This is a genomic window from Paraflavitalea sp. (assembly GCF_059502485.1).
Window position 1 is genome coordinate 630,945 of sequence record NZ_JCACET010000011.1, and the last position, 19,883, is coordinate 650,827.

At 48.6% G+C, this 19,883-nt stretch carries 13 protein-coding genes; 6 read left to right on the forward strand and 7 right to left on the reverse strand.

All coding sequences use genetic code 11. From position 1 onward, the window contains the following. Positions 1-50 precede the first annotated feature (50 nt). The 4 genes from AC5JBY_RS30340 to AC5JBY_RS30355 are packed head-to-tail and all read right to left on the reverse strand — an operon-like array spanning position 51 to position 6,683. Entirely contained in the window at positions 51-1,670 is a 1,620-nt protein-coding gene (locus tag AC5JBY_RS30340) for a RagB/SusD family nutrient uptake outer membrane protein (RefSeq protein ID WP_495908454.1), read from the reverse strand. A 17-nt stretch (positions 1,671-1,687) separates the two neighbouring features. After that, positions 1,688-4,972 (reverse strand): SusC/RagA family TonB-linked outer membrane protein, encoded by a 3,285-nt coding sequence (locus AC5JBY_RS30345; RefSeq protein ID WP_495908455.1) that lies wholly within the window; start codon positions 4,970-4,972, stop codon positions 1,688-1,690. A 42-nt stretch (positions 4,973-5,014) separates the two neighbouring features. Then, the gene (locus AC5JBY_RS30350) at positions 5,015-6,094 is read right to left on the reverse strand and encodes a FecR family protein (protein ID WP_495908456.1); all 1,080 of its coding nucleotides are present in this window, start codon (positions 6,092-6,094) and stop codon (positions 5,015-5,017) included. A 58-nt stretch (positions 6,095-6,152) separates the two neighbouring features. Then, positions 6,153-6,683, reverse strand: coding sequence for an RNA polymerase sigma factor (locus AC5JBY_RS30355; protein WP_495908457.1), 531 nt, complete (start codon positions 6,681-6,683; stop codon positions 6,153-6,155). Positions 6,684-6,929: 246 nt separating this feature from the next. On the opposite strand from AC5JBY_RS30355, the gene AC5JBY_RS30360 reads away from it, so the two are divergent. From AC5JBY_RS30360 to AC5JBY_RS30370, 3 genes are read left to right on the forward strand one after another with little or no spacing between them, the layout of a single operon-like run. Further along, positions 6,930-7,301 (forward strand): DUF4907 domain-containing protein, encoded by a 372-nt coding sequence (locus AC5JBY_RS30360; protein WP_495908458.1) that lies wholly within the window; start codon positions 6,930-6,932, stop codon positions 7,299-7,301. 49 nt (positions 7,302-7,350) lie between these two features. Beyond that, positions 7,351-10,545: a Kelch repeat-containing protein gene (locus AC5JBY_RS30365; RefSeq protein WP_495908459.1), complete on the forward strand. Its 3,195-nt coding sequence runs from the start codon at positions 7,351-7,353 to the stop codon at positions 10,543-10,545. Continuing rightward, the gene (locus AC5JBY_RS30370; RefSeq protein ID WP_495908460.1) at positions 10,546-11,565 is read left to right on the forward strand and encodes a PorP/SprF family type IX secretion system membrane protein; all 1,020 of its coding nucleotides are present in this window, start codon (positions 10,546-10,548) and stop codon (positions 11,563-11,565) included. A gap of 123 nt (positions 11,566-11,688) precedes the next feature. On the opposite strand, the gene AC5JBY_RS30375 is transcribed toward AC5JBY_RS30370, so the two are convergent. Beyond that, entirely contained in the window at positions 11,689-12,600 is a 912-nt protein-coding gene (locus tag AC5JBY_RS30375) for a DUF1338 domain-containing protein (RefSeq protein ID WP_495908461.1), read from the reverse strand. Beyond that, positions 12,590-13,672 carry a saccharopine dehydrogenase family protein gene (locus tag AC5JBY_RS30380; protein ID WP_495909100.1) on the reverse strand — a complete coding sequence of 361 codons (1,083 nt, stop codon included), beginning with the start codon at positions 13,670-13,672 and terminating at the stop codon, positions 12,590-12,592. The genes AC5JBY_RS30375 and AC5JBY_RS30380 overlap by 11 nt, the downstream gene beginning before the upstream one ends. Positions 13,673-13,930: 258 nt before the next feature. On the opposite strand from AC5JBY_RS30380, the gene AC5JBY_RS30385 reads away from it, so the two are divergent. Next, the gene (locus tag AC5JBY_RS30385) at positions 13,931-14,359 is read left to right on the forward strand and encodes a hypothetical protein (RefSeq protein ID WP_495908462.1); all 429 of its coding nucleotides are present in this window, start codon (positions 13,931-13,933) and stop codon (positions 14,357-14,359) included. 49 nt (positions 14,360-14,408) lie between these two features. Here AC5JBY_RS30385 and AC5JBY_RS30390 read toward each other — a convergent pair whose 3' ends face one another. Further along, positions 14,409-15,800 carry a DUF6055 domain-containing protein gene (locus AC5JBY_RS30390; RefSeq protein ID WP_495908463.1) on the reverse strand — a complete coding sequence of 464 codons (1,392 nt, stop codon included), beginning with the start codon at positions 15,798-15,800 and terminating at the stop codon, positions 14,409-14,411. Positions 15,801-15,958: 158 nt separating this feature from the next. Here AC5JBY_RS30390 and AC5JBY_RS30395 point away from each other — a divergent pair, with 158 nt between their 5' ends. Together AC5JBY_RS30395 and AC5JBY_RS30400 are read left to right on the forward strand one after the other, a co-directional pair. After that, complete coding sequence (locus AC5JBY_RS30395; protein ID WP_495908464.1) at positions 15,959-18,622, forward strand: DUF5916 domain-containing protein; 2,664 nt, start codon at positions 15,959-15,961, stop codon at positions 18,620-18,622. 38 nt (positions 18,623-18,660) lie between these two features. Then, complete coding sequence (locus AC5JBY_RS30400; RefSeq protein WP_495908465.1) at positions 18,661-19,515, forward strand: hypothetical protein; 855 nt, start codon at positions 18,661-18,663, stop codon at positions 19,513-19,515. The last annotated feature ends 368 nt before the right edge of the window (positions 19,516-19,883 follow it).

A 19,883-nucleotide genomic window follows, 5' to 3' on the forward strand; every position in this document is an offset into this window, starting at 1 on the left:
AAGTATGATACTATCGGACCAATGACTCACAACTGACCACTCACAACTCACTATTTTGGATATCCATCATTCTGCGTCAAATTACTATTCTTATTCAACTCGATGCGTGGTATGGGATACAGTTTGCGGTAATCACCATTCGGCGTATGAGACAACCACGACTTGGTAGTGAACACACCAAACCTGATCAGGTCCTGCCTTCTCCTCGCCTCCTGGTTGAACTCCCAGCCCAGCTCATCGAGGAACCTGCCATATTGGATATTAGCCCCACCCTCATGCGTGGTGGTCAGGTAATTGCGCAGACCATAATCATACACACTGCCCGCTTGTAATTGAGCACCGGTTACTGTAGCCTTGGCCGGGTTGTTCCTGAAACTGCGGGTCCGCACTTCCGTTACAATAATTGCGGCGTCATTAGCTTTACCGGTACGCAGCAGGCTCTCCGCTTTCATCATCTTGATGTCGGCAAACCGGAACAGTGGCCAGTCGTTGCTCAACTGAACATTCGCCTCCATCTTGATCTCGAACTTGCCCAGTCTGAAACCATGGATCTCGTCAGACTTATCGATGCCCGGCAGCTCATTGATAAATGCCAGTGGCTGACCGGAAGTAGCACCCATGGTGCTTTTAAGTGCCTGACCGGCTGCGGAATATTGCTGACCTTTAATCCAGTTATTAGCAAGGCGGCTGTCATCCGGATCATATGAGCTGATGGCCTGCGGCGTGGCGCAGATACCACCCCAGGGGGCAGATTTCAAATTATAAGTAGCCTGGTTGGCAGGTTGCAATGTTTGCATGTGAATATCAAATGCGTTCCAGTCTGTCACATAGTTCTCATCCAGCGGCAGCGCAAAGATGATCTCTTTCGAGTTCTCATTATTGGTCTTGAACACATCACGCTGATCAGCCTCCAGAATATAACCGGCGCCGGAGTTGAGCACAGCATCACAAGCCTGTATACACTTATCCCACGCAGCCGTACCTGTATACACTTCCGCATTTAGGTACATCTTGGCGAGCAATGTGTACGCCGCCCATTTATTGAAGCGCGCATACGTACTCTGATCGTTCTTGGTACTCAGCAAAGGCAGGTTGTCCGTAATCTCCTTTACAATAAAATCATACACCTGCTTGCGCGTACTTTGTTGCGGCAGGAAACCATCAGGCACATTGAAATCGGTAACGATGGGCACATTGCCAAACAGATCACACAACATATAATAATAAGAAGCACGCAACACCTTCAGCTCAGCGATCACATTCTCCTTACCCTGCGTAAGCGGAATACCGCCCGATTCCAGTTGATAAATGATCCGGTTGCAATTGGTCACACCGGCATACGTACGGCTCCAGCAGTTGTTTACCACATCATCATCGGCCGTCCATTTGTGTTCATGGATGCGGCGGAAGATACCACCATCCACCCAGCCATTCGGGCGGGCAGGCGTCACCACCTGGTCGGCAGAGTTTTCCTGCGCACGGTGAACCCCATTCCAGTTGAGCAACGTAGAACGCCAGTTCACATAAGCACTACCCACCAGCGAATTGAGGTCGCCACCGGTAGGATTGAATTGCGAAGCAATGATCTGGTTGTAACTCGTATCTTTCAATTTGGTACATGCCAGCGTGCTGACAGCAGCAATAGCAACAGTAATTATTGTCCGTTTCATAATTGGCAGCTTGATCGTTAGAAATTTAAGTTTAAGCCCAGTGTATAAGTACGCGTAGTAGGATATTTATCCCGGTCATCATTACCAGGATTCAATCCCAGCCTGTTCACTTCAGGATCGATACCCTTATAACCGGTGATCATGAAAGTATTGAGCGTAGACACATAGAAGCGGGCCGATTTGATGAAGGATACACCTGTCTTAGGAAGGTTGAAGCCTACCGTGATATTATCTATCTTCCAGAAATCGCCATCCTCGATATAGTAGCTATTGAATTCCAGCGGCATATCCTTACTCAGTACAGCTTTCCCAAAAACCTTATCGTACGCAGACTTCAAACGGTTGTATTGCTGAATATTGGTGTTCTCGTAATACATGCGCTGGAAGTTCAGTATCTGGTAATCGAAAGCCCCGCGCATGGTCACAGACAGATCCCAGTTCTTATACCGTACATTGTTATTCCAGCCAGCATAATACTTGGGCAAACCATTACCCAGCACTTTTTTATCCTCGAACGTATGGTCGAAATCATTGTACTGCACCGGCTTGCCATCCTGCCCTTCATAGATCCACCTGCCATCATTAGTGACATCGATCACTTTGAAACCATAAAAATTACCGATGTTCTGCCCTATATCCACCCGATGCGTAAATGTTTGAATGGGCTCCCCGGTACCGCCGGTAGTGAAGTAATTATTAGTGAGCTTGTACAGGTCATTAGACAAGCTAACGAGCTTATTGCTATTGGTAGAGAAGTTCACGCTGGTATTCCAAACAAAACTCCGCGTTTGTACAGGCACAAAATTCAGAATTACTTCTAAACCCTTGTTCTGCATCTTGCCCACATTGGCACGTGTGCTGGTGAAAAGATTGGGCGGACTGGGCACCTGGTAATCATACAGCAAACCATTGATGTTGCGTACATAATAATCCACGCTACCGGATATCTTTCCTTGCAGCATGCTGAAGTCCATACCAATATTCGTTTCATGCTTTTCTTCCCATTTCAGGTTGGGGTTGGGATTCTGCGAAGGCGACAACGTTTGGATCCACTGTCCATCCATATAGTAGAAGTTGCCATAACCCAACAGCGCCACACCACGGAACAGGTCGGAAGGCTGGGTACCGGTTACGCCATAACCAGCCCGCAGCTTGATATCATCAAACAGGTTTTGGTTCTGCATAAACGCTTCCTTCGTAATACGCCAGCCTACAGACACGGCGGGAAACAAGCCCCAGGGCTTTTCAGCACCATACAGCTGGCTGGCCCCTTCATACCGCAAGCTACCCAGCAACAGGTATTTATCCTGATAGTTGTAAGTAAGCCTGCCAAAGAAACCGATGAGATTGGTAACACCGCGGTAGCTCGATTGAGGTGCCAATCCTTCTTTGAGCGCTTTACCAATACCGATGTTATTATAAGAAAACAGGTCAGTAGGAAAATCCCAGTTCTGCATCCAGTGATCCGAATAATCATTTTCCTGGTAGCTGTAACCACCGAGCAAAGAGAAACGATGATCATCGATGCTCTTGGAATATTCAGCAGTCAGCTCCATCAGGCGATCGATCACTTCACGTCCACCTACAGAAGCAAAGCCATTGCGCGAATCACGACGTGTGGAAATATGCTCCTTGGTTTCGGCATAACCCCTGCTTTGGTTGAACTTGGAATAAGATAACAAGGCATTCAACCGCATTCCCCGGAAAGGCAGGAAAGTGATCGTTGTGTTGTAACGCATGTTCTGCGAAGTATTCCGGCCATCACTCTCATACAGACGGGCCAATGGGTTCTCATAATTGAACTGACCTGTCTCTTCATGCCAGCGACCAGCCGTATCATAGATAGGCGCCGTTGGGTTGCGGATAAGCGCCTGCCGGTAAGTATAACCATTGAAACTTATACCATCGCCCGTAGTATTATACTTGTTCTGCGAGCTGATCATACCGAAGTTGAACTTCAGCTTATTATTGAACATGTTGTGGTTGATATCTACCCGGCCGGTGAAAGTGTTGTTGTTCGATTTCAAAAACACACCTTCGAGCAACCGGAAGTTGACATTCGCGAGGTAATTGGTAGTACTGTTACCACCACGGAAAGTAAGATTATGTATATGACTGATGGGCGTTTGCGTCATCTCTTTCAACCAGTCGGTAGAACTGCCGAGATCATAAGCAGCCTCCCGCTGACCATCGGCAATCTGCTTGCGATAATCAGCTGCATCCAGCATATCCAGCTTGCGCGCAATGGTCTGCGTGCTTACAGAACCACTGTACTCAACAGCATTGGTATAGCTGCCACTGGCCCGGCGGGTGGTAACGATGATCACCCCATTGGTACCCCGCGTACCATAGATGGCAGCAGCAGAACCGTCTTTCAATACATCGATAGACTCGATATCTTCCGGAGCAACCGTTTTCAGGTCGCCGGGAATACCATCCACCAGGATGAGCGGGTTGGCGTTGGCGCCCAATAAAGTAGTATTACCGCGCAGCAATATCTGCGAACCACTGGTAGGATCACCGCTGGGCGCTGTCACAGAAAGACCGGCCACCTTACCTTGCAGCAATTGCCCGGCATCCAGCACCGTACCCTTGGTAAAGTTCTCCGACTTCACAGTGGCTACCGAACTGGTTACTTCTGCTTTCTTTTGCGTACCATAACCAATCACGATCACCTCGGCAAGATCGCGCCTGGCAGTTTGCAGCGTCACATTCAGCGTTGCTTTTCCGCTCACCGGCACATCCTGCGCCACATATCCAATAGACGAGAAGTTGAGAATGGCATCCTCTTTAGAAATAGGAATACTGAAGCTGCCATCAGCAGCAGAGACGGCAGAATTGCGCGTACCATTTTCCACGATGGTCACCTGCGGAATACCTTTCCGTGCACTGTCAGTCACAACGCCGGTAATGGTGAGCCCTTTCTTAACCGGTTCGGCAGGATCAGCCGCCGGCGCAGCATTGTTGGTGATCACCATCGTATTCACTCCCTCTATCCTGTCTTTGGGAACAATGGTATAGTAATTAGGCTTTACGTAAAGGAATACGAAATTGTGTGGGTATAAAATAGCCTTCAATACATCCTGGGCTGTTCTCTTTTCTACATTCGTAAAATCGAAGCTGGTTTGTTTTCCATCCAGCAACGCAGCATCATAAACAAACTGCGTTCCGAATACTTCTGTTACTTTTTTTAAGGCATCCTGCAGCGAGGAGGAGGATTTAGCCTGGCCATACGATAGTACAGCCATCAGGCCCAGGCATAGGCATGCCATGAGCAGTCTTCTCAAATGAAAAGCAATCATTGGTAGCAATTTTTAGAATAATAAATCAGAACCACAGCACGGTCATCTTGGCCGGAGAATAATGGTGCTGTCTTTTTTTATGATCTGTGTATTTAAAACAGTTGACAAAATGAATAAGGCATCGTCCAGACTATCATATAATATAGGTCCGGTTATGATCTTGCTGCCCATCCGCTGATCTTCCAGTTCGATACGGTAACCAAAATTATCCTCGAGATAGCGGGCGATCTCCCGGACGGTTGGGTTCTTCAGGATCAGCTTGTTCTGTTGCCAGGCACTGTAATCCGTCGCATTGGCCGTATCCTGCAACACCTGCTGCTGTTGCCGTGGGTCGTACACCACCCGGTCGCCCGGTTTCATCCTGATCGTTCCATGAGCCTGATTACGAAACACCAGTTCAATACTGCCGGTCCCCAACACGACCTCCGTAACACCCCGCCGCTCCCGGATATCGAAAGTGGTACCCAGTACCTCCACCACCAGGTCGGCCGTGTGCACCCGGAACTTTTGAGGCCGTTGCCCATCGCCATCGCGGAAAGCCTTTTTCACAGAGAAGTAACCTTCCCCTTTCAACCACACCTCCCGCACATCAGCATCATTCCAATCACCCTTATATTCAAGACTTGAACGTGCATTCAGCATTACCGTAGAGCCATCCGGTAGCAAAACCTGCCTCGTTTGCCCATATTGAGTTTCATGTAGTTGCTGCCCATTGTTTGAAGAAAAATACCAGGTCAGCCCGATCGTGAGCAACACGCCCACCACAATCGCCGCTGCTGCTATCTTCCACATCCTGCGCACCTTTCCATGCCCACCAGCATGTTCACTTTCATCCTCCGCAGCAGGTTCTTGCCGAGTTATTCCTTGTATAATCTCCCAATGCTTTTCAAAAGAAGCCGCCACCACACGTTCATCTGGGAACTCCTCCCGGAAGGCGATCCCTTGCAAAAAGGTCTTTGCGACCTCCACTTTTTCAGCAGCAGCAGGATACCGTAGCAGGAACTCCTTCCAAAACTCCGTTCCTTCGGCAGTAGGGTTCACAATCCATTCCTGGAAAAAAGGATCACAGATAAACTCCCTGCTGCCGCAATGCTCATAATCTTTATAGTCACGCTTCTCCATTGCTATAAGTATATAGTGCCGGGAACAATCACAATTACCCCACGGCCGGTGAACTTTTTTAAAAATTATTTTTCAACGCCGCCCACACCAACAACCAAACCGGCAGGGGAAGCCCCTTCTTCAACTGCAACAACGCTCTGGCCATCAGTTTATAAGAAGCCTTTACCGATAAGGACATCACTACCGCGATCTCCTCATACGACAATCCCTCATAAAAGCGCAGGAACAATGCCTCCCGCTGCCGGGCAGTGAGCTGGCGGAGCGCTGCCTGTATCTGCCGCTCCACATCAGGCCCGGCATTGGCCTGACTGATAAAATGATCAGCAGAGAAATCGGGATCGTCATTGTTGCCAGACAAAGCAATAAGCCGCCGCTCACGGTTGATCTTTTTGAACAGTGAATACCGGAATGCGGAGAATAGGTAACTGTTGATAGCAGTAGGCTGATCATGAATATCCTTTCGGTTCCAGTAGTCGAGAAAAATATCCTGGATGCTGTCTTCGATCAGCGTAACATCGGTGGTGAACTTGCGGCCGTAATTGTAGAGTTTGGGATAATAGCGGGTATAAAGATTCCTGTAGTTTTCCAATACGCTTGGGTCTGAATATGGCTGATTATTTTCCCGCATGGTCATTGCGCCCCTCCGGGGCCAGTAGCAGTCGCTATAGGCGCAAAGTAATAAAAATAATATTAAGTGTTAAATAAACAATTATCGACTACTGAACACTCCCCGGAGAAACAATTAACATACAAACACCCCTCATTCACCGATCATTTCACGGAGTTCAACTACATTTGCCCAATTGCATCCGCCTTCCTGTTTAGCTTTAGCACTATGAAAAGGTATTTACTGGCCCTGAGTATGGGTTGTACGGTCATCGCAAGCATGGCGCTGGCCAGTCCTGTTACTGGCATAGCCCCAATTGCAGACTGTAGCATGATTGTTGCAGACACTACTCCTGCGGCCCCACGTACTTACCGTCATGAAGTGATCGCATTGCCCGATGGCACATATGGCTACGACATATTCACCGGCAATAGAAAGCTCATACACCAGGCCACCATTCCCGGCATACCCGGCGACAAAGGATTCAGCCGGAAAGGCGCTGCCGATAGCGTCGCTTACCTCGTAATCAGCAAATTGAAACGGAACATCTTTCCGCCCACAGTAACACCTGCAGAACTCAGGCAGTTACGGGCCCTATGAAACTATCCACTATTTAATCCGCCCGCATACCACTACCCTTTACAACTGTATGAGAAAATGCTTATTACAGGCAAGCCTGTTATGCATGGTGAGCTTGATGTACTTCACCCTGGCGCAGGCACAATGCTCCACAACCCCTGCACCGGCGGTGATCCCCTCCGCTGCTCCCGAATTATGTCCGGGGGAAAGCCTCACACTCTATGTCGACACCGGCAACGTATGGCACAGGCAGCCTGATATACCAGCCGCAGGACGTGTAGCAGCTACTTCTTTTTCCATTGGTTCCAAAGGATATGTGTGCACTGGCTACAATAATGCTTCAACTACTTACTATGCCGATTGCTGGGAATATGATGACGCTTCCGGCACCTGGTCGCAAAAAGCCGATCTGCCCGGCCCGGCAAGAGCATACGCCGTTGGCTTCGCCCTCAACAACAAAGGATATGTAGGTCTCGGCAACAATCCCACACTGCGATTCAATACTTTCTTCGAATACGATCCCGCCACCAATACCTGGGCTGCCAAAGCCAACTATCCCGGGGGCGGAAGGACCAGTGCGGCTGCCTTCACGATCGGCTCATTGGGTTATGTAGGTCTTGGACAATCAGCTACAGGTTACCCGGCAGAATACTGGTCATTCAATCCGGCAACAGACCAATGGACGCCCATTAGCAGCTTCCCTGCTTCAGGCAGAAGAGAAGCAACCTCCTTTAGAATCGATGCCAAAGGCTATGTTACCTGCGGCTGGAACACCGGCACAGTCAACACCAACGATTGCTGGCAATATGATGCCATTGCCGACGCGTGGACAGTCCAACCATCCTTACCGGCCGACATACGCCGCAGTGCAGCAGCATTCACCGTAGGCAACCATGCCTATGTTGCAGGCGGATTCACTACAGCAGGTGGTAACACAACAGAACTATGGGAGTTTTATAATGGGGTATGGACACGCAAAGCAGATTACCCGGGTGTTGCTCAATGGGGCCAAAGCGGTTTGAGCCTTCCCGGCAAAGGCCTGTTGGTGTTGGGTTCGGTACGCAATGCACAGACATGGACCTATCATCCCAACAAAACAGTACAATGGCCCAACGGCTCTACACAACCCTCCATCACGATCAGCACCACCGGCGCATACAGCGCTACATTATATGATGTAAACGGCTGCTCCGTCACCACCGAACCATTGAATGTAATAGCACAACCCATTCCTGCTACAATCGGGTTTACCGGCTCTTCCACGATGTGCGAAGGACAGGTAAAAACATTATCCGCACGAGGCGACCAATGGACACGCAAGTCTGACCTCCCATTGGCTGGCAGATATGCTACGGGCTTTTCAATAGGAGGTTTCGGCTACTATTGTGGCGGCAATACCAACGCCACACAAATGTGGAAATACAACCCGGCAAGCGATACCTGGTCGAAGCAGGCCACATTACCGATGAACATAGGTGTCTCTCCAGCCATTACATGGAAAGGCAAAGCCTTTTTAATAGGCAGTCAGGATAAAATGGTATGGATCTATGATCCCACAAATGATGGCTGGACCCGCAAAGCTGCCTTCCCCGGCACGGCCCGGCAGATCGTGCAAGGCTTCCTGCTCAATGATCAATTGATCGTGGCCGGCGGATTGAACACGGCCAACAATACAGCCCTCGCAGAAGTGTGGGCCTATGACCTTATCAACGACACCTGGACACGCAAGAACGATATGCCCTATGGTATGGCCTACGCACCAGCCTTTGCATTGAATGGTTATGGATACGTATGTACCGGCAACTCAACCCGCGATGGGAATGCTACCGTTACTGCTCCGCAATCAGCCGTCTGCCTCCGCTATGATCCGGTTGCTGATTCCTGGACAGTAATGCCCGACTTCCCCGGGGGGGTGCGCGGTGGCGCCATTGCGTTCACCGATGGCAATAAAGCCTTTGTAGGAATGGGCAATCGCGGGACGCTACTGAATGATCTGTGGCAACTGAATCCCACTACCCTCACCTGGACACGCGTACAAAATATTCCCGCCGGCAGGTATGGCGCGGCCTCCTTTGTCATTGGCGGCAAAGGATACGTAGCCACCGGCTCCATCACCAGCGGTTTCGGTGTAGACGTATGGCAGTATGAATTGCCTTATAACTATCGTTGGTCAACCGGCGCCACTACACGCACCATACAGGTCACACAAACGGGTGACTACAGTTTAACGATCAGCAACGATGAAGGCTGCTCAATGCCAACCCCGGCAGTTCATATCACCGTACAACCCAACACACGGATACAAACACCACCAACCAATGCGGCTGTTTGCACAGGCATGCCCGCACAGTTCACTGTAGCAGCAACTGGCGTCAACCTTACCTATCGCTGGCGGCTCAATGGCAATCCACTTGCCGAAAGCAATTCCTGCACTGGCACGAACACCAGCACTTTAACAGTTTCCGGCACTGCAACAGCTACCGCAGGACGGTTTAGCTGCGAAGTAACAGGCGATTGTGGCAGCATAACAACTCCCGATGCGATACTCACCGTCTATGCGCTACCTGCAAAACCAGTGATCACCTGGAGTAGTTCACTATCGCTTTGTCCGGGAGGCAGCGTTGAACTCTCCGGCCCCACAGCAGTTGCATACAACTGGTCCACAGGCGCCATCACACAACGGATCATGGCTACTCAGCCAGGCATTTACAGCCTGCAGATCATGGATGCCAACAACTGCCGCTCCCCCATCAGTGATCCCGTTACTGTACAATACAGTCCATTACCAACAGGCAACATCACTGTGACGGGACCAACACTTTCCGGCAACACACATGTGGTACAACTCACCGCCCCATTCATTAAAGGTGGGCAATACAAGTGGAGCAATGGCGATACCACACGCTCCATACAAGTCAGCCAATCTGGCCAATACAGTGTGATCGTAACAACCACCGCAGGATGTCAAACAACATTCACCATACCGGTACAACTGATTGACCTGACCAAAGTGCCCAACACATTCTCCCCCAACGGCGATGGCGTGAATGATGTGTGGAAAGTGAAAGCACTGGATGATTTTCCCAATGCCAGCGTTCAGGTATTCAACCGCAATGGCAGTAAAGTATTTGAAGCAAAAGGAACCGGCATACAATGGAATGGCAGAAACAATGGAAAGGAACTGCCCGCCGGCGTATACTATTATGTACTTGATCTTAAAGATGGCAGCAAAGCCATCAGCGGATGGATAAACCTGTTAAGATAAATGTCACGGATCACCCATAACATGAGGACAATAGTGATCAGTATACTAATACTGTTGATAGCTCACGCCAGTGAAGCACAAAGTCGTCCGCAGACTACTCAATACACCCTCAACTATTTTCTTTCCAACCCCGCCATGACGGGCCTGGAAAACTATGCAGACCTCCGCATCGGCCATCGCCGCCAGTGGAGCGGTATACAAGGTGCACCTGTTACCACCTGGGTCACGGCCAACATGCCGCTGGGTTACACAGCAGAACAAAGCACACCATTGACATTGCCTGAAGAAGATAATCGCGAACAGTTTTTTCACTTGCTGCCTGTAGAACGTCACCATGGTATTGGAGTCATTGCCTACCAGGATAATATCGGCCCTTATATTTCCAACTGTGTCAACTTCTCCTATGCATGGCATTTGCCGCTTACAGAGCAGGTAGCATTCTCGGCAGGCTTGTCTGCAGGCGTGCAGCAACTACGTTATGATGCGGCTAAAAATATTTACCCCGATCAATCACTCGATCCGGTGCTGATGAATGCCTATGACAACAAGGTATCGCCAGACCTCAATGCAGGCATTATGCTTTATTCGAGTCGTTTCTTTGCAGGCGCTTCGATGCAGCAGATCATCCCTTCCAAATTCATCGATGCTAAAAATAGCCTGTCCACTTATAAACGTGAGTTTATCTTATCCGGTGGTTATAACTTCCAGATCGATGAGCAGGAAAACATTCAACTGTTGGTGTCAGCACTCGCCCGTACCGACTTCTCCAACCCGGCAGCGGTAAACCTCAATACCAAATGCACGGTTGCCTCCACCTGGTGGATAGGCGCCTCCTGGCGCTACAAAGATGCAGTATCGGGTATGGTAGGCCTGCACGTAGCCCGCAACTTCAACATCGCCTATGCCTACGACCACATCCTCTCCCCACTTGGCCGCTTCAGCAACGGCTCCCACGAGCTCATGATCGCTTACCAGATATTCAAGTTCGACCAGCGCGTAAGCCCAAGAGTTAACTGGTAATAAAAAACTCCTACATAAAAAGAGGTGACGCCTTTTGAAAGACATCACCTCTTATTGTGTCATTTCGAACGGAGCGATAGCGGAGTGAGAAATCTGCTATCGAAGCAAAAGCCTTTCCACTTCTCATTTCACATTCTTTCCCGCCTGCTCCATATACGTGCTCTCGAATATCTTGTTGGCATTCGCTGCTTCAAAACCTTCACGACGGTGAGCAGCTGTGATCTGATCAGCCGGTAAATTGCGGTAAGGAGCCAACACACGACGCTCGGCAAACTCCACATAGGAACCCGGTATCCGCTTGCGGTCGCCACCGGCAAACTCGGCCTCTACCATGCCAGCCACCGTGCTGCTCTGCAGCAAGTCACCATCAGGACTGCGCTTGATCTTACCACCCGCGTCGTTCAGCACAATACGATTGCGTTCCAGGAAGGCATTAAATTCTTCCAGTGTATTATATCCCTGCTGAAGGTTGTGTACAGACAGCGTAAAGTGATTGAGGTAATAGCGGTTGTAGATAGCCCAGGCAGCATACTCCGATTCCTTGGCCAACGCTTCATAATCAGCCAATGATGGCAGCTCCCAGGAAGAGCTATGCAGGTAATAATCCACAGCGTTCGTATCATCGAGGTTGAGCGCATCCACCGGGTCAGCCTTCACATTATCTGTATAACTATGAATGATCTTTTGTGCACCTTCACTGAGATCACCTACGCGCAATTCAGAAATAAATATCCTTGGAAGTCCTGCTACAGGCGGCGCATACCACCAGGCATTCAATTTCTTTTCACTGAAATAATAATAATCCCGCTTCTCATAACCATAATACATGAACACCTTCTCCAGTGAACCTACGCCCAGGTGTGGCACACCGAGCGTACGGAAAGCGATATGGTCATTCTCGATGTCCTGCTCTTTGGTAATGATCCCCTCAGCGATCATTGCATCGATGATCAGCGCCACATCAGGCACACGATCCTTATAGCGACGAATTAAGCCATCCAATACAGCCTGTAATAAGCGATGTTTATTTTCCATGTCCAATAGTTTGATGTTTAAATTGTTCTTCCGCATAGAGACGACCCCATTGCGTATTATAAAACTGCTCCAGCGACACATCTTCCTGCCTCACAAATCCCTGCTGCGGCAACTGCCCATTGGCAACCAGCTCCACGATAGCCGCTACAGAAGCAGCCGTAGTCCAGGAAATGGCGCGCCAGTTCTGGCCATGAATATCGATCGGATGATAAGCCCTGTAAAACTCTTCCCGCTTCAGGTTATTATTATCCCATCCTTCTACTACAGCATAAACATACACCACATCTTCCCGCACAGGCGGCTTGGCTTCAGTAAGAATTTGCTCCAGCAACTCCTTCTTATCCTTCATGATCAACTCATACAGCAAAAAGCGCATCAGCCTGGCGTGCCCCGGATAGCGGATAGTTTTATAATTGAGCGTGTCAACTTTACCTTCCAGCGTTTCACACAAGGTACCCAATCCGCCCGATGTAGAAAAAGCTTCAAACTCCTGTCCCTCGATATTGATGGTTTCCAACCCTTCCAGCGAAGGCACCATTTTGCGCACACCATTGTGGATCACCTCGGCATCATTGATATATTCATTGATCACACCAGCGGGCGACCAGGTGAAGGAATACCCCATCAATCCATTAGGATAGCGTGGCAAAGCACCCACACGCAGCTCGATATCCCGCAGGCGGGTAAAAGATTTGGTCAGGTGAGCACCGGCAATACCGATAAAACCGGGTGCCAGCCCACACTGTGGTATCATCACCCCTTTGGAAGTGGTGGCCATATGACGGATGGCCGCGGTGGTGGCCACATCTTCAGTGAGATCAAAATAATGAATACCCAGCTCGTGCGCAGTACGGGCAACAGCAAGATTCAGGTGATAAGGTAAACAGGATACTACACCATCCTGGCCCTTTAACAACTTCCGCAAGGTATCCGGATCACTTACATCACCTTCAACAACAGTAAAAGGCACAGCAGCCGCAGGCGCCTGCCGGTCAATGCCAATAACAGTAAACATGTCGGAAAGTAAAGTGCCTACTAACGAGCCCACTTTACCCATGCCGGTAACAGCCATTCGTTTCACAGTAAATAGTTTATTTATGAATAAATCAATGGACATGAGGACCATGTCGCCAATAAAAGTCCAATAAAAAGGAAGAGATTATGGCACGTTCGCACAGGCGCTCCGCAGGAAAGCCATGTACGAATCGAATATTTTGAAGACGTGATTCATTGCAAGTGGTGCAATATTAATAAAAAAATGGCATCTGCAAAACCATGCAGGATGCAACCCTTTTTCCGGCAAACTTGTCAAGTAAACAAATAACGAGCAATGAAACCTGCCATACTTCTACTTGCACTCCCTCTTGTAATAGCCATGAGCGCCTGCAAAAAGTCGAAAAAGGAAAGTGACATCGTAGAGATCAATAAAATGTCAGGGACCTCATCCATACCCTTATCAGGATGCAAAACATGGGCATTCACCAACGACGATGTAAAGATCTGCTACGACAGCCTGGTAGAAGATAGCCGCTGTCCTATTGGAGGTGTATGCGTTTGGGCCGGACGGGCAAGAGCTAAATTTTCCTTCCACCTCAATAACCAAAAGCATTCAATAGCACTCACTACAAGCGGAGCGGAATACTACCGCGTCGACACAGTGATCGGCAATTATTTGATAGAACTAATAGATATCGCTCCTTACCCGGGCCAATTTCCGGCGCCTCAATCTTCCGCTACTGTAAAAATCTCCAGGCAATAAAAAAAGCCGGCAAGGTGATTACCCGGCCGACCACAAAGCTCATTGATCTTTACTTGATAATAGACTCATCCAGCGTAGTACCAGACAATTTGATCTGGTAAGGCCATTGCTCTTCTTTGGGAGCAGGCGTATTATCGCCGCGCTGTTGCCTGCCCATAGAAACCGGCCAATGCGCTGTAGGCGCACCGCTTACTACCAGCCACAAGTATTCAGTATTCTTTGGCACTTTGAAAGTTCCTTTACCATTGGCATCACGGTATACATCACCATACACACGGCTGCCATCTTTCAAAGAAGCAACAAAACCATAACGCCATCCTGCTTTATCGATCTTCACGGTGTCATAACCAGCAGCACCGGCAATACCTTTGAATTGCAGCTTCACCTTTGTACCCGCAGCAGGCACTTTAAGCTTAATACCATTGTAACCATAGTTCTGAGGCGCATGCGTATAAGCAATCTTGTACCAACCATCGCCGGCATCATTCATAACCGTAGTGTGTTGGTTGGCATATTGCTTAGCCACCTGCTCCACCCTTTTCAGGTCCCAGGTCATGAACTTGCGGGAAGCATCAAATATTTCATCATTGAATTGCGCCTGCGTCAGTCCATTCATACGAATGTAAGTAGCTACTACATCTTCACCCTCCTTCGTATCACGCGCCAGCTTGCCATAAAACTCTTTGCCATGCTTTTCAGACCAATACTCCAACACATAAGGAGAGTGGTACATGTTTTTCGGGTGCAGGAAAGCGTAATGCGTTCCCTTCATAAAATCTATCAGGTGGTAATTCTCAAACGTCATCCACTCAGGATACACCTGCCACAGGAAATATTGAGCACCCATCTCACCAATTGCGCCTCGTGGGCCACGGCCATTATCAGCGCGTGACATGTACTGGAATGAATGCCCCAGTTCATGCGCCAGTGCGCCATACGGCGCTTTATTCATACGAACAGCAGGCGTCCACAACATGCCCACTTTATCTTCTGTACCACCGCCAAAAGCAGTAGCACCTTCGCCGTTGATCACGTACAGGATCATCTTGTATTTATCGGTCCACGACTTGCCCTTCACTACATACTTCAGGTCATTTACATAGTAATTGTAAAAACGCTCCAGCTCCTTGATAGATGCATGTACATCGAAACGCTTTTTCTCATCAGGGTTCTTGGTTGGGTCATCACCAAACTCCTTATGCCAGAAGATAATGATATTGTCCGACTGTACGGAGCGGCTGAAACTATACTCGCTCTCCTTGTTATTGTAATCATTGTTTTCGGGTATACGATACACTTTGGCAGGTATGTATAATTCCTTTCCTGAGGAATCAGACGCAGTGCCGGAATATACTGTCCCGGCATGGGAATGAAGTGGATGGATAACAAAACAAACTAACGATGCCAGAACGGCTGTTCTTAGGAAACGAAGGGCTGCCATGGGTATAATTTAATTAAGCACTGAATGAATAGAAATCGTTTTCGGTGATGAAATTATCACATCTCTGTATTTCGTTTAAATCCGCTGGCCCAATTAGTCAAAATGTGTGTAGGATAAGATAAATCCAGTAATATTGCAGTAGTTACGACCAGGCTAACATGAGAAACATCTACCTTATTATCCTACTATTACTGTCCGTTGCTGCTATAGCCCAAACCAACCCTGCTGATTCGATCATCAGAAAAAAGTATTTTACCAGGCCATTAAATGGCACTATCAATATTGATGGCATTCCCTCGGAAGATGCCTGGAATGCCGTTGAGTGGGGCGGCGATTTCATCCAGTGGCAGCCCAGTGAAGGCAAACCTCCCTCCCAGCCCACCAGTTTCAAGATATTATACGATGAAAAATACCTGTACGTCGCCTACCGCTGCCATGATGCAGCTCCCGATTCCATTGTCCGGCGCATGGACAGGCGCGATCAGTTTCCCGGCGACTGGGTAGAGATCAACATAGATAGTTATCATGATCTGCGCACCGCCTTTTCGTTTACCCTTTCAGCATCAGGCGTTCGAAGCGATGAACTGGCTTCCAATGACGGAAACAACTGGGACGCCAACTGGAATCCTATCTGGTATGCCAAAACGCATATTGGCGCCGATGGATGGACAGCAGAGATCAAAATCCCCCTCAGCCAGCTACGATACGGCAATGAAGTCGAAAAAGTATGGGGCCTGCAGATCAACAGACGCCTGTTCCGGAAAGAAGAACGTTCCTATTGGCAACACATACCCCAAAACTCTGGCGTATGGGTAAGCCGCTTCGGCGAGTTGCATGGCCTGAAGAACATTCCCATGCACCGGCAGGTAGAAATAGCGCCCTACGTCATTACGCAAGCAGATAAATACAAAAAAGAACCGGGCAACCCTTTCGCCAAAGGATTCGATACCAAACTCACCGCCGGCCTCGATGGCAAACTGGCCGTCACCAACGACCTGATCCTCGACTTCACCATCAATCCCGATTTTGGACAGGTGGAAGCCGATCCCTCCCAGGTGCGCATCGACGGATTCCAGAACTTCTTCGAAGAGCGCAGGCCGTTCTTTATTGAAAGCAGGAATATTTTCGATTACCAGCTGACCGGTTCCGAAGCGGGTGGCGACTACGACTCCGATCTGCTGTTCTACTCCCGGCGCGTCGGCAGTTCTCCTCACGGCTACCCCAGTGTGCAGAATGGAGAGCATGTAAAATATCCACAGAATACTTCCATACTGGGCGCTGCCAAGTTCAGCGGCAAAACAAAGAAAGGCTGGAGTATCGGCGTACTCGAAAGCGTCACCCAACGCGAAATGGCAACCATCGATTACGGCAGCGGAAGACGAAAAGAATTGGTAGAACCATTGACCAATTACTTTGTAGGAAGGGTTCAAAAGGACATCAAATCCGGCAATACTATTATAGGCGGCATTTTCACCGCCGTAAACCGCGAAAAAGGATTAAGCGACTTTCTACACCGCAGCGCTTATTCCGGCGGCATTGACTTTGTACAGTTTTGGAAAAACCGCACCTGGTACCTGCGCAGCAATATCGTATTCAGCCAGGTACAGGGCACAAAACAAGCCATTCTCAATACGCAAACAGCATTCGAGCACCTCTTTCAGCGCGCCGATGCACCGGAGGTATCGGTAGACAGTAACCGTACTGCACTCTCCGGCATGGGTGGCACCGTTCGTTTTGGTAAGATAGGCGGCAAACAAGGGAAGTATGGGCAGATACTCAGGTTTGAAACGGGCCTCACACTTCGCTCACCCGGACTCGAACTGAATGATATCGGCTTTCTGCTTACCGCCAACCAGATCAACCATTTTGCCTGGGCTGGTGTTCACTGGCAAAAACCATTCTTTATCTTCCGCACAGCACGTGTCAATTACAACCACTGGTCGCGATGGGATTATGGCGGACAATTCCTTTACCAGGCATTCAATACCAATACCCACGCCACCTTCCTGAATAACTGGCAAACGGGTACCGGCCTCACCTGGACAGCCTACGAGGTTTCCAATACCGACCTGCGCGGCGCAGCCTCCATGCGCCTGCCCGGCAGCCTTTCCCACAATATTTATGTAGTAAGCGATCTCCGTAAGAAAGTAGCGGCAGAAGTCAGCACGGCCAGTCGCTGGGGCTATGATAATACGATCGTTCAAAATGAAATTAGCGGGGGCGTCCGGTACCAACCATTGAATGCGTTACAAATGAGTCTTATGTTCAGCTATGGATACTACCGGCGCAGGCAGGACCAGTTTGTAGATGCAGTTTCCTATAACAACACCACACGCACCATCGTAGGACGTGTAAGGCAAAATACCTTGCGCATCACCGGCCGCTTGAGCTACAACATTACGCCAGACCTTACCCTGCAATACTATGGGCAGCCATTCATCACGCGTCCGCTGTATGATAATTTCGGCTACGTATCCAATCCGTTGGCAAAAAATTACGACGACCGTTTCCACGTATTCAATCCTTCCGAGATCAGCTTCAGCAATGGCAGCTACAAAGTAGATGAGAATGGAGATGGCACACCTGATTATAGTTTCAACAAACCCGATTTCAACTTCGTACAATTCCGCTCCAACCTTGTTGTCCGTTGGGAATACAAGCCGGGATCTGAACTGTACCTCGTCTGGTCGCAGGGCAACACCCCCGATGCATCCGCAGACCTCGACAGATCGCTATCCAAAAGCCTGTTCGACCATGCCTTCAGCAACGACCGCGCACGCAATATCTTCCTGATAAAATGCACTTACCGGTTTGTACGGTAAAACATACCGCACTATATTTATACCGCATAACCTCTACCATGACAACCCGAACCACAAGCATCGTCATCATTTTATTGATGGCCATAACAACCTCTTACGCACAATCCTTTGAACCGCTGGATTTAGCCCAAAAGATATTCAGCAAGGACAGCCTCGCAAACATCAGCAAGTACACTACAGGAGAATACCAGGGCAAACCCAACGGACAGGATTTCCCACCTGATATCACTAAAAAATTCTCCCTGCTCCAACAGACGGCCGACAAAGCAGTTGTTGTCATGACTGTATCCAACCAGGAGGGTGCCACACTGGATACTTACCTGCACTTTGCCAAAGACACAACCTGGAAAATGTGTGCTTTCCGTTCACTGGCTATGACCGGCATGATAGAGCAGATGATCATAGAGCTTGAAAAAATGACACCGCAGCAGATCGACAAGCAGATAGAACAGGCTAAAAAAAGTAAGAAAGATGATGATGAAGACATGATCAAATCAAAAGAAGATTACGACTTCCTGCTGGGCAATGCCAAGCTAACCATCACTTCTGATGAAAAGATCATTCAGCATTTCGAAGCCAACAAAGCTGCATTCGAACAACTCAAAGAAAAAGCGTTAAAAGAGTTGGCCAGTAGAACAGAAAAAGAAGAAGGTCGCACCCGGTTATTAAAGAACGAAAAAGGCGCCTGCCAGAAACTGCTTATATCCAGTGTTGCATTTGGTGATTATGAATTAGGAGGCAATTGCCTAAGCTTCCTGATCGGAGGTATCCTCGACAATACGGTGGGATATCTATACGTAAAAGACAAAAAGGATGCACCTGCCATGCACGCAGACAGGATCATCATGATCAAAGAAATAAGCAATGGCTGGTATATCTATAAGACTACATAACCCTCAGCCTCTTCTTGTATTCTTATACATTCAACAGGTCGAAGTCTCAACTCCTTAGTAATGCATTGATTTCAAACTACATAAGGCAGTTCAGGCATACTTAAACCCTGTTTAAGTAAATCTATACCAGCACTTTATAATAGGATACACCATAGATGTACCATATATACACCATAGACTCACCATAGATACACCACAATATATTAATATGGTGTATCTATAGTTCAAGAATGGTATAAAACTGTTTTTTTATTGTTTAATCAAGGTAATCTCCATTTTCGTAAACAAAGTGTACCATGACTATGCTATGGACATCCCCTTCAGTGTCAGGCTATCGCAGTAATCCGTTTTTTTAGTAGCAGTTATTG

What these genes read in the sequence shown, in the direction of transcription:
- AC5JBY_RS30365 (WP_495908459.1), top strand. Translation starts at nt 7,351, where the DNA reads ATGAGAAAATGCTTATTACAGGCAAGCCTGTTATGCATGGTGAGCTTG.
- AC5JBY_RS30395 (WP_495908464.1), top strand. Translation starts at nt 15,959, where the DNA reads ATGAGAAACATCTACCTTATTATCCTACTATTACTGTCCGTTGCTGCT.
- AC5JBY_RS30340 (WP_495908454.1), bottom strand. Translation starts at nt 1,670, where the DNA reads ATGAAACGGACAATAATTACTGTTGCTATTGCTGCTGTCAGCACGCTG.
- AC5JBY_RS30385 (WP_495908462.1), top strand. Translation starts at nt 13,931, where the DNA reads ATGAAACCTGCCATACTTCTACTTGCACTCCCTCTTGTAATAGCCATG.
- AC5JBY_RS30370 (WP_495908460.1), top strand. Translation starts at nt 10,546, where the DNA reads ATGTCACGGATCACCCATAACATGAGGACAATAGTGATCAGTATACTA.
- AC5JBY_RS30375 (WP_495908461.1), bottom strand. Translation starts at nt 12,600, where the DNA reads ATGGAAAATAAACATCGCTTATTACAGGCTGTATTGGATGGCTTAATT.
- AC5JBY_RS30380 (WP_495909100.1), bottom strand. Translation starts at nt 13,672, where the DNA reads ATGGCTGTTACCGGCATGGGTAAAGTGGGCTCGTTAGTAGGCACTTTA.
- AC5JBY_RS30345 (WP_495908455.1), bottom strand. Translation starts at nt 4,972, where the DNA reads ATGATTGCTTTTCATTTGAGAAGACTGCTCATGGCATGCCTATGCCTG.
- AC5JBY_RS30360 (WP_495908458.1), top strand. Translation starts at nt 6,930, where the DNA reads ATGAAAAGGTATTTACTGGCCCTGAGTATGGGTTGTACGGTCATCGCA.
- AC5JBY_RS30350 (WP_495908456.1), bottom strand. Translation starts at nt 6,094, where the DNA reads ATGGAGAAGCGTGACTATAAAGATTATGAGCATTGCGGCAGCAGGGAG.
- AC5JBY_RS30400 (WP_495908465.1), top strand. Translation starts at nt 18,661, where the DNA reads ATGACAACCCGAACCACAAGCATCGTCATCATTTTATTGATGGCCATA.
- AC5JBY_RS30390 (WP_495908463.1), bottom strand. Translation starts at nt 15,800, where the DNA reads ATGGCAGCCCTTCGTTTCCTAAGAACAGCCGTTCTGGCATCGTTAGTT.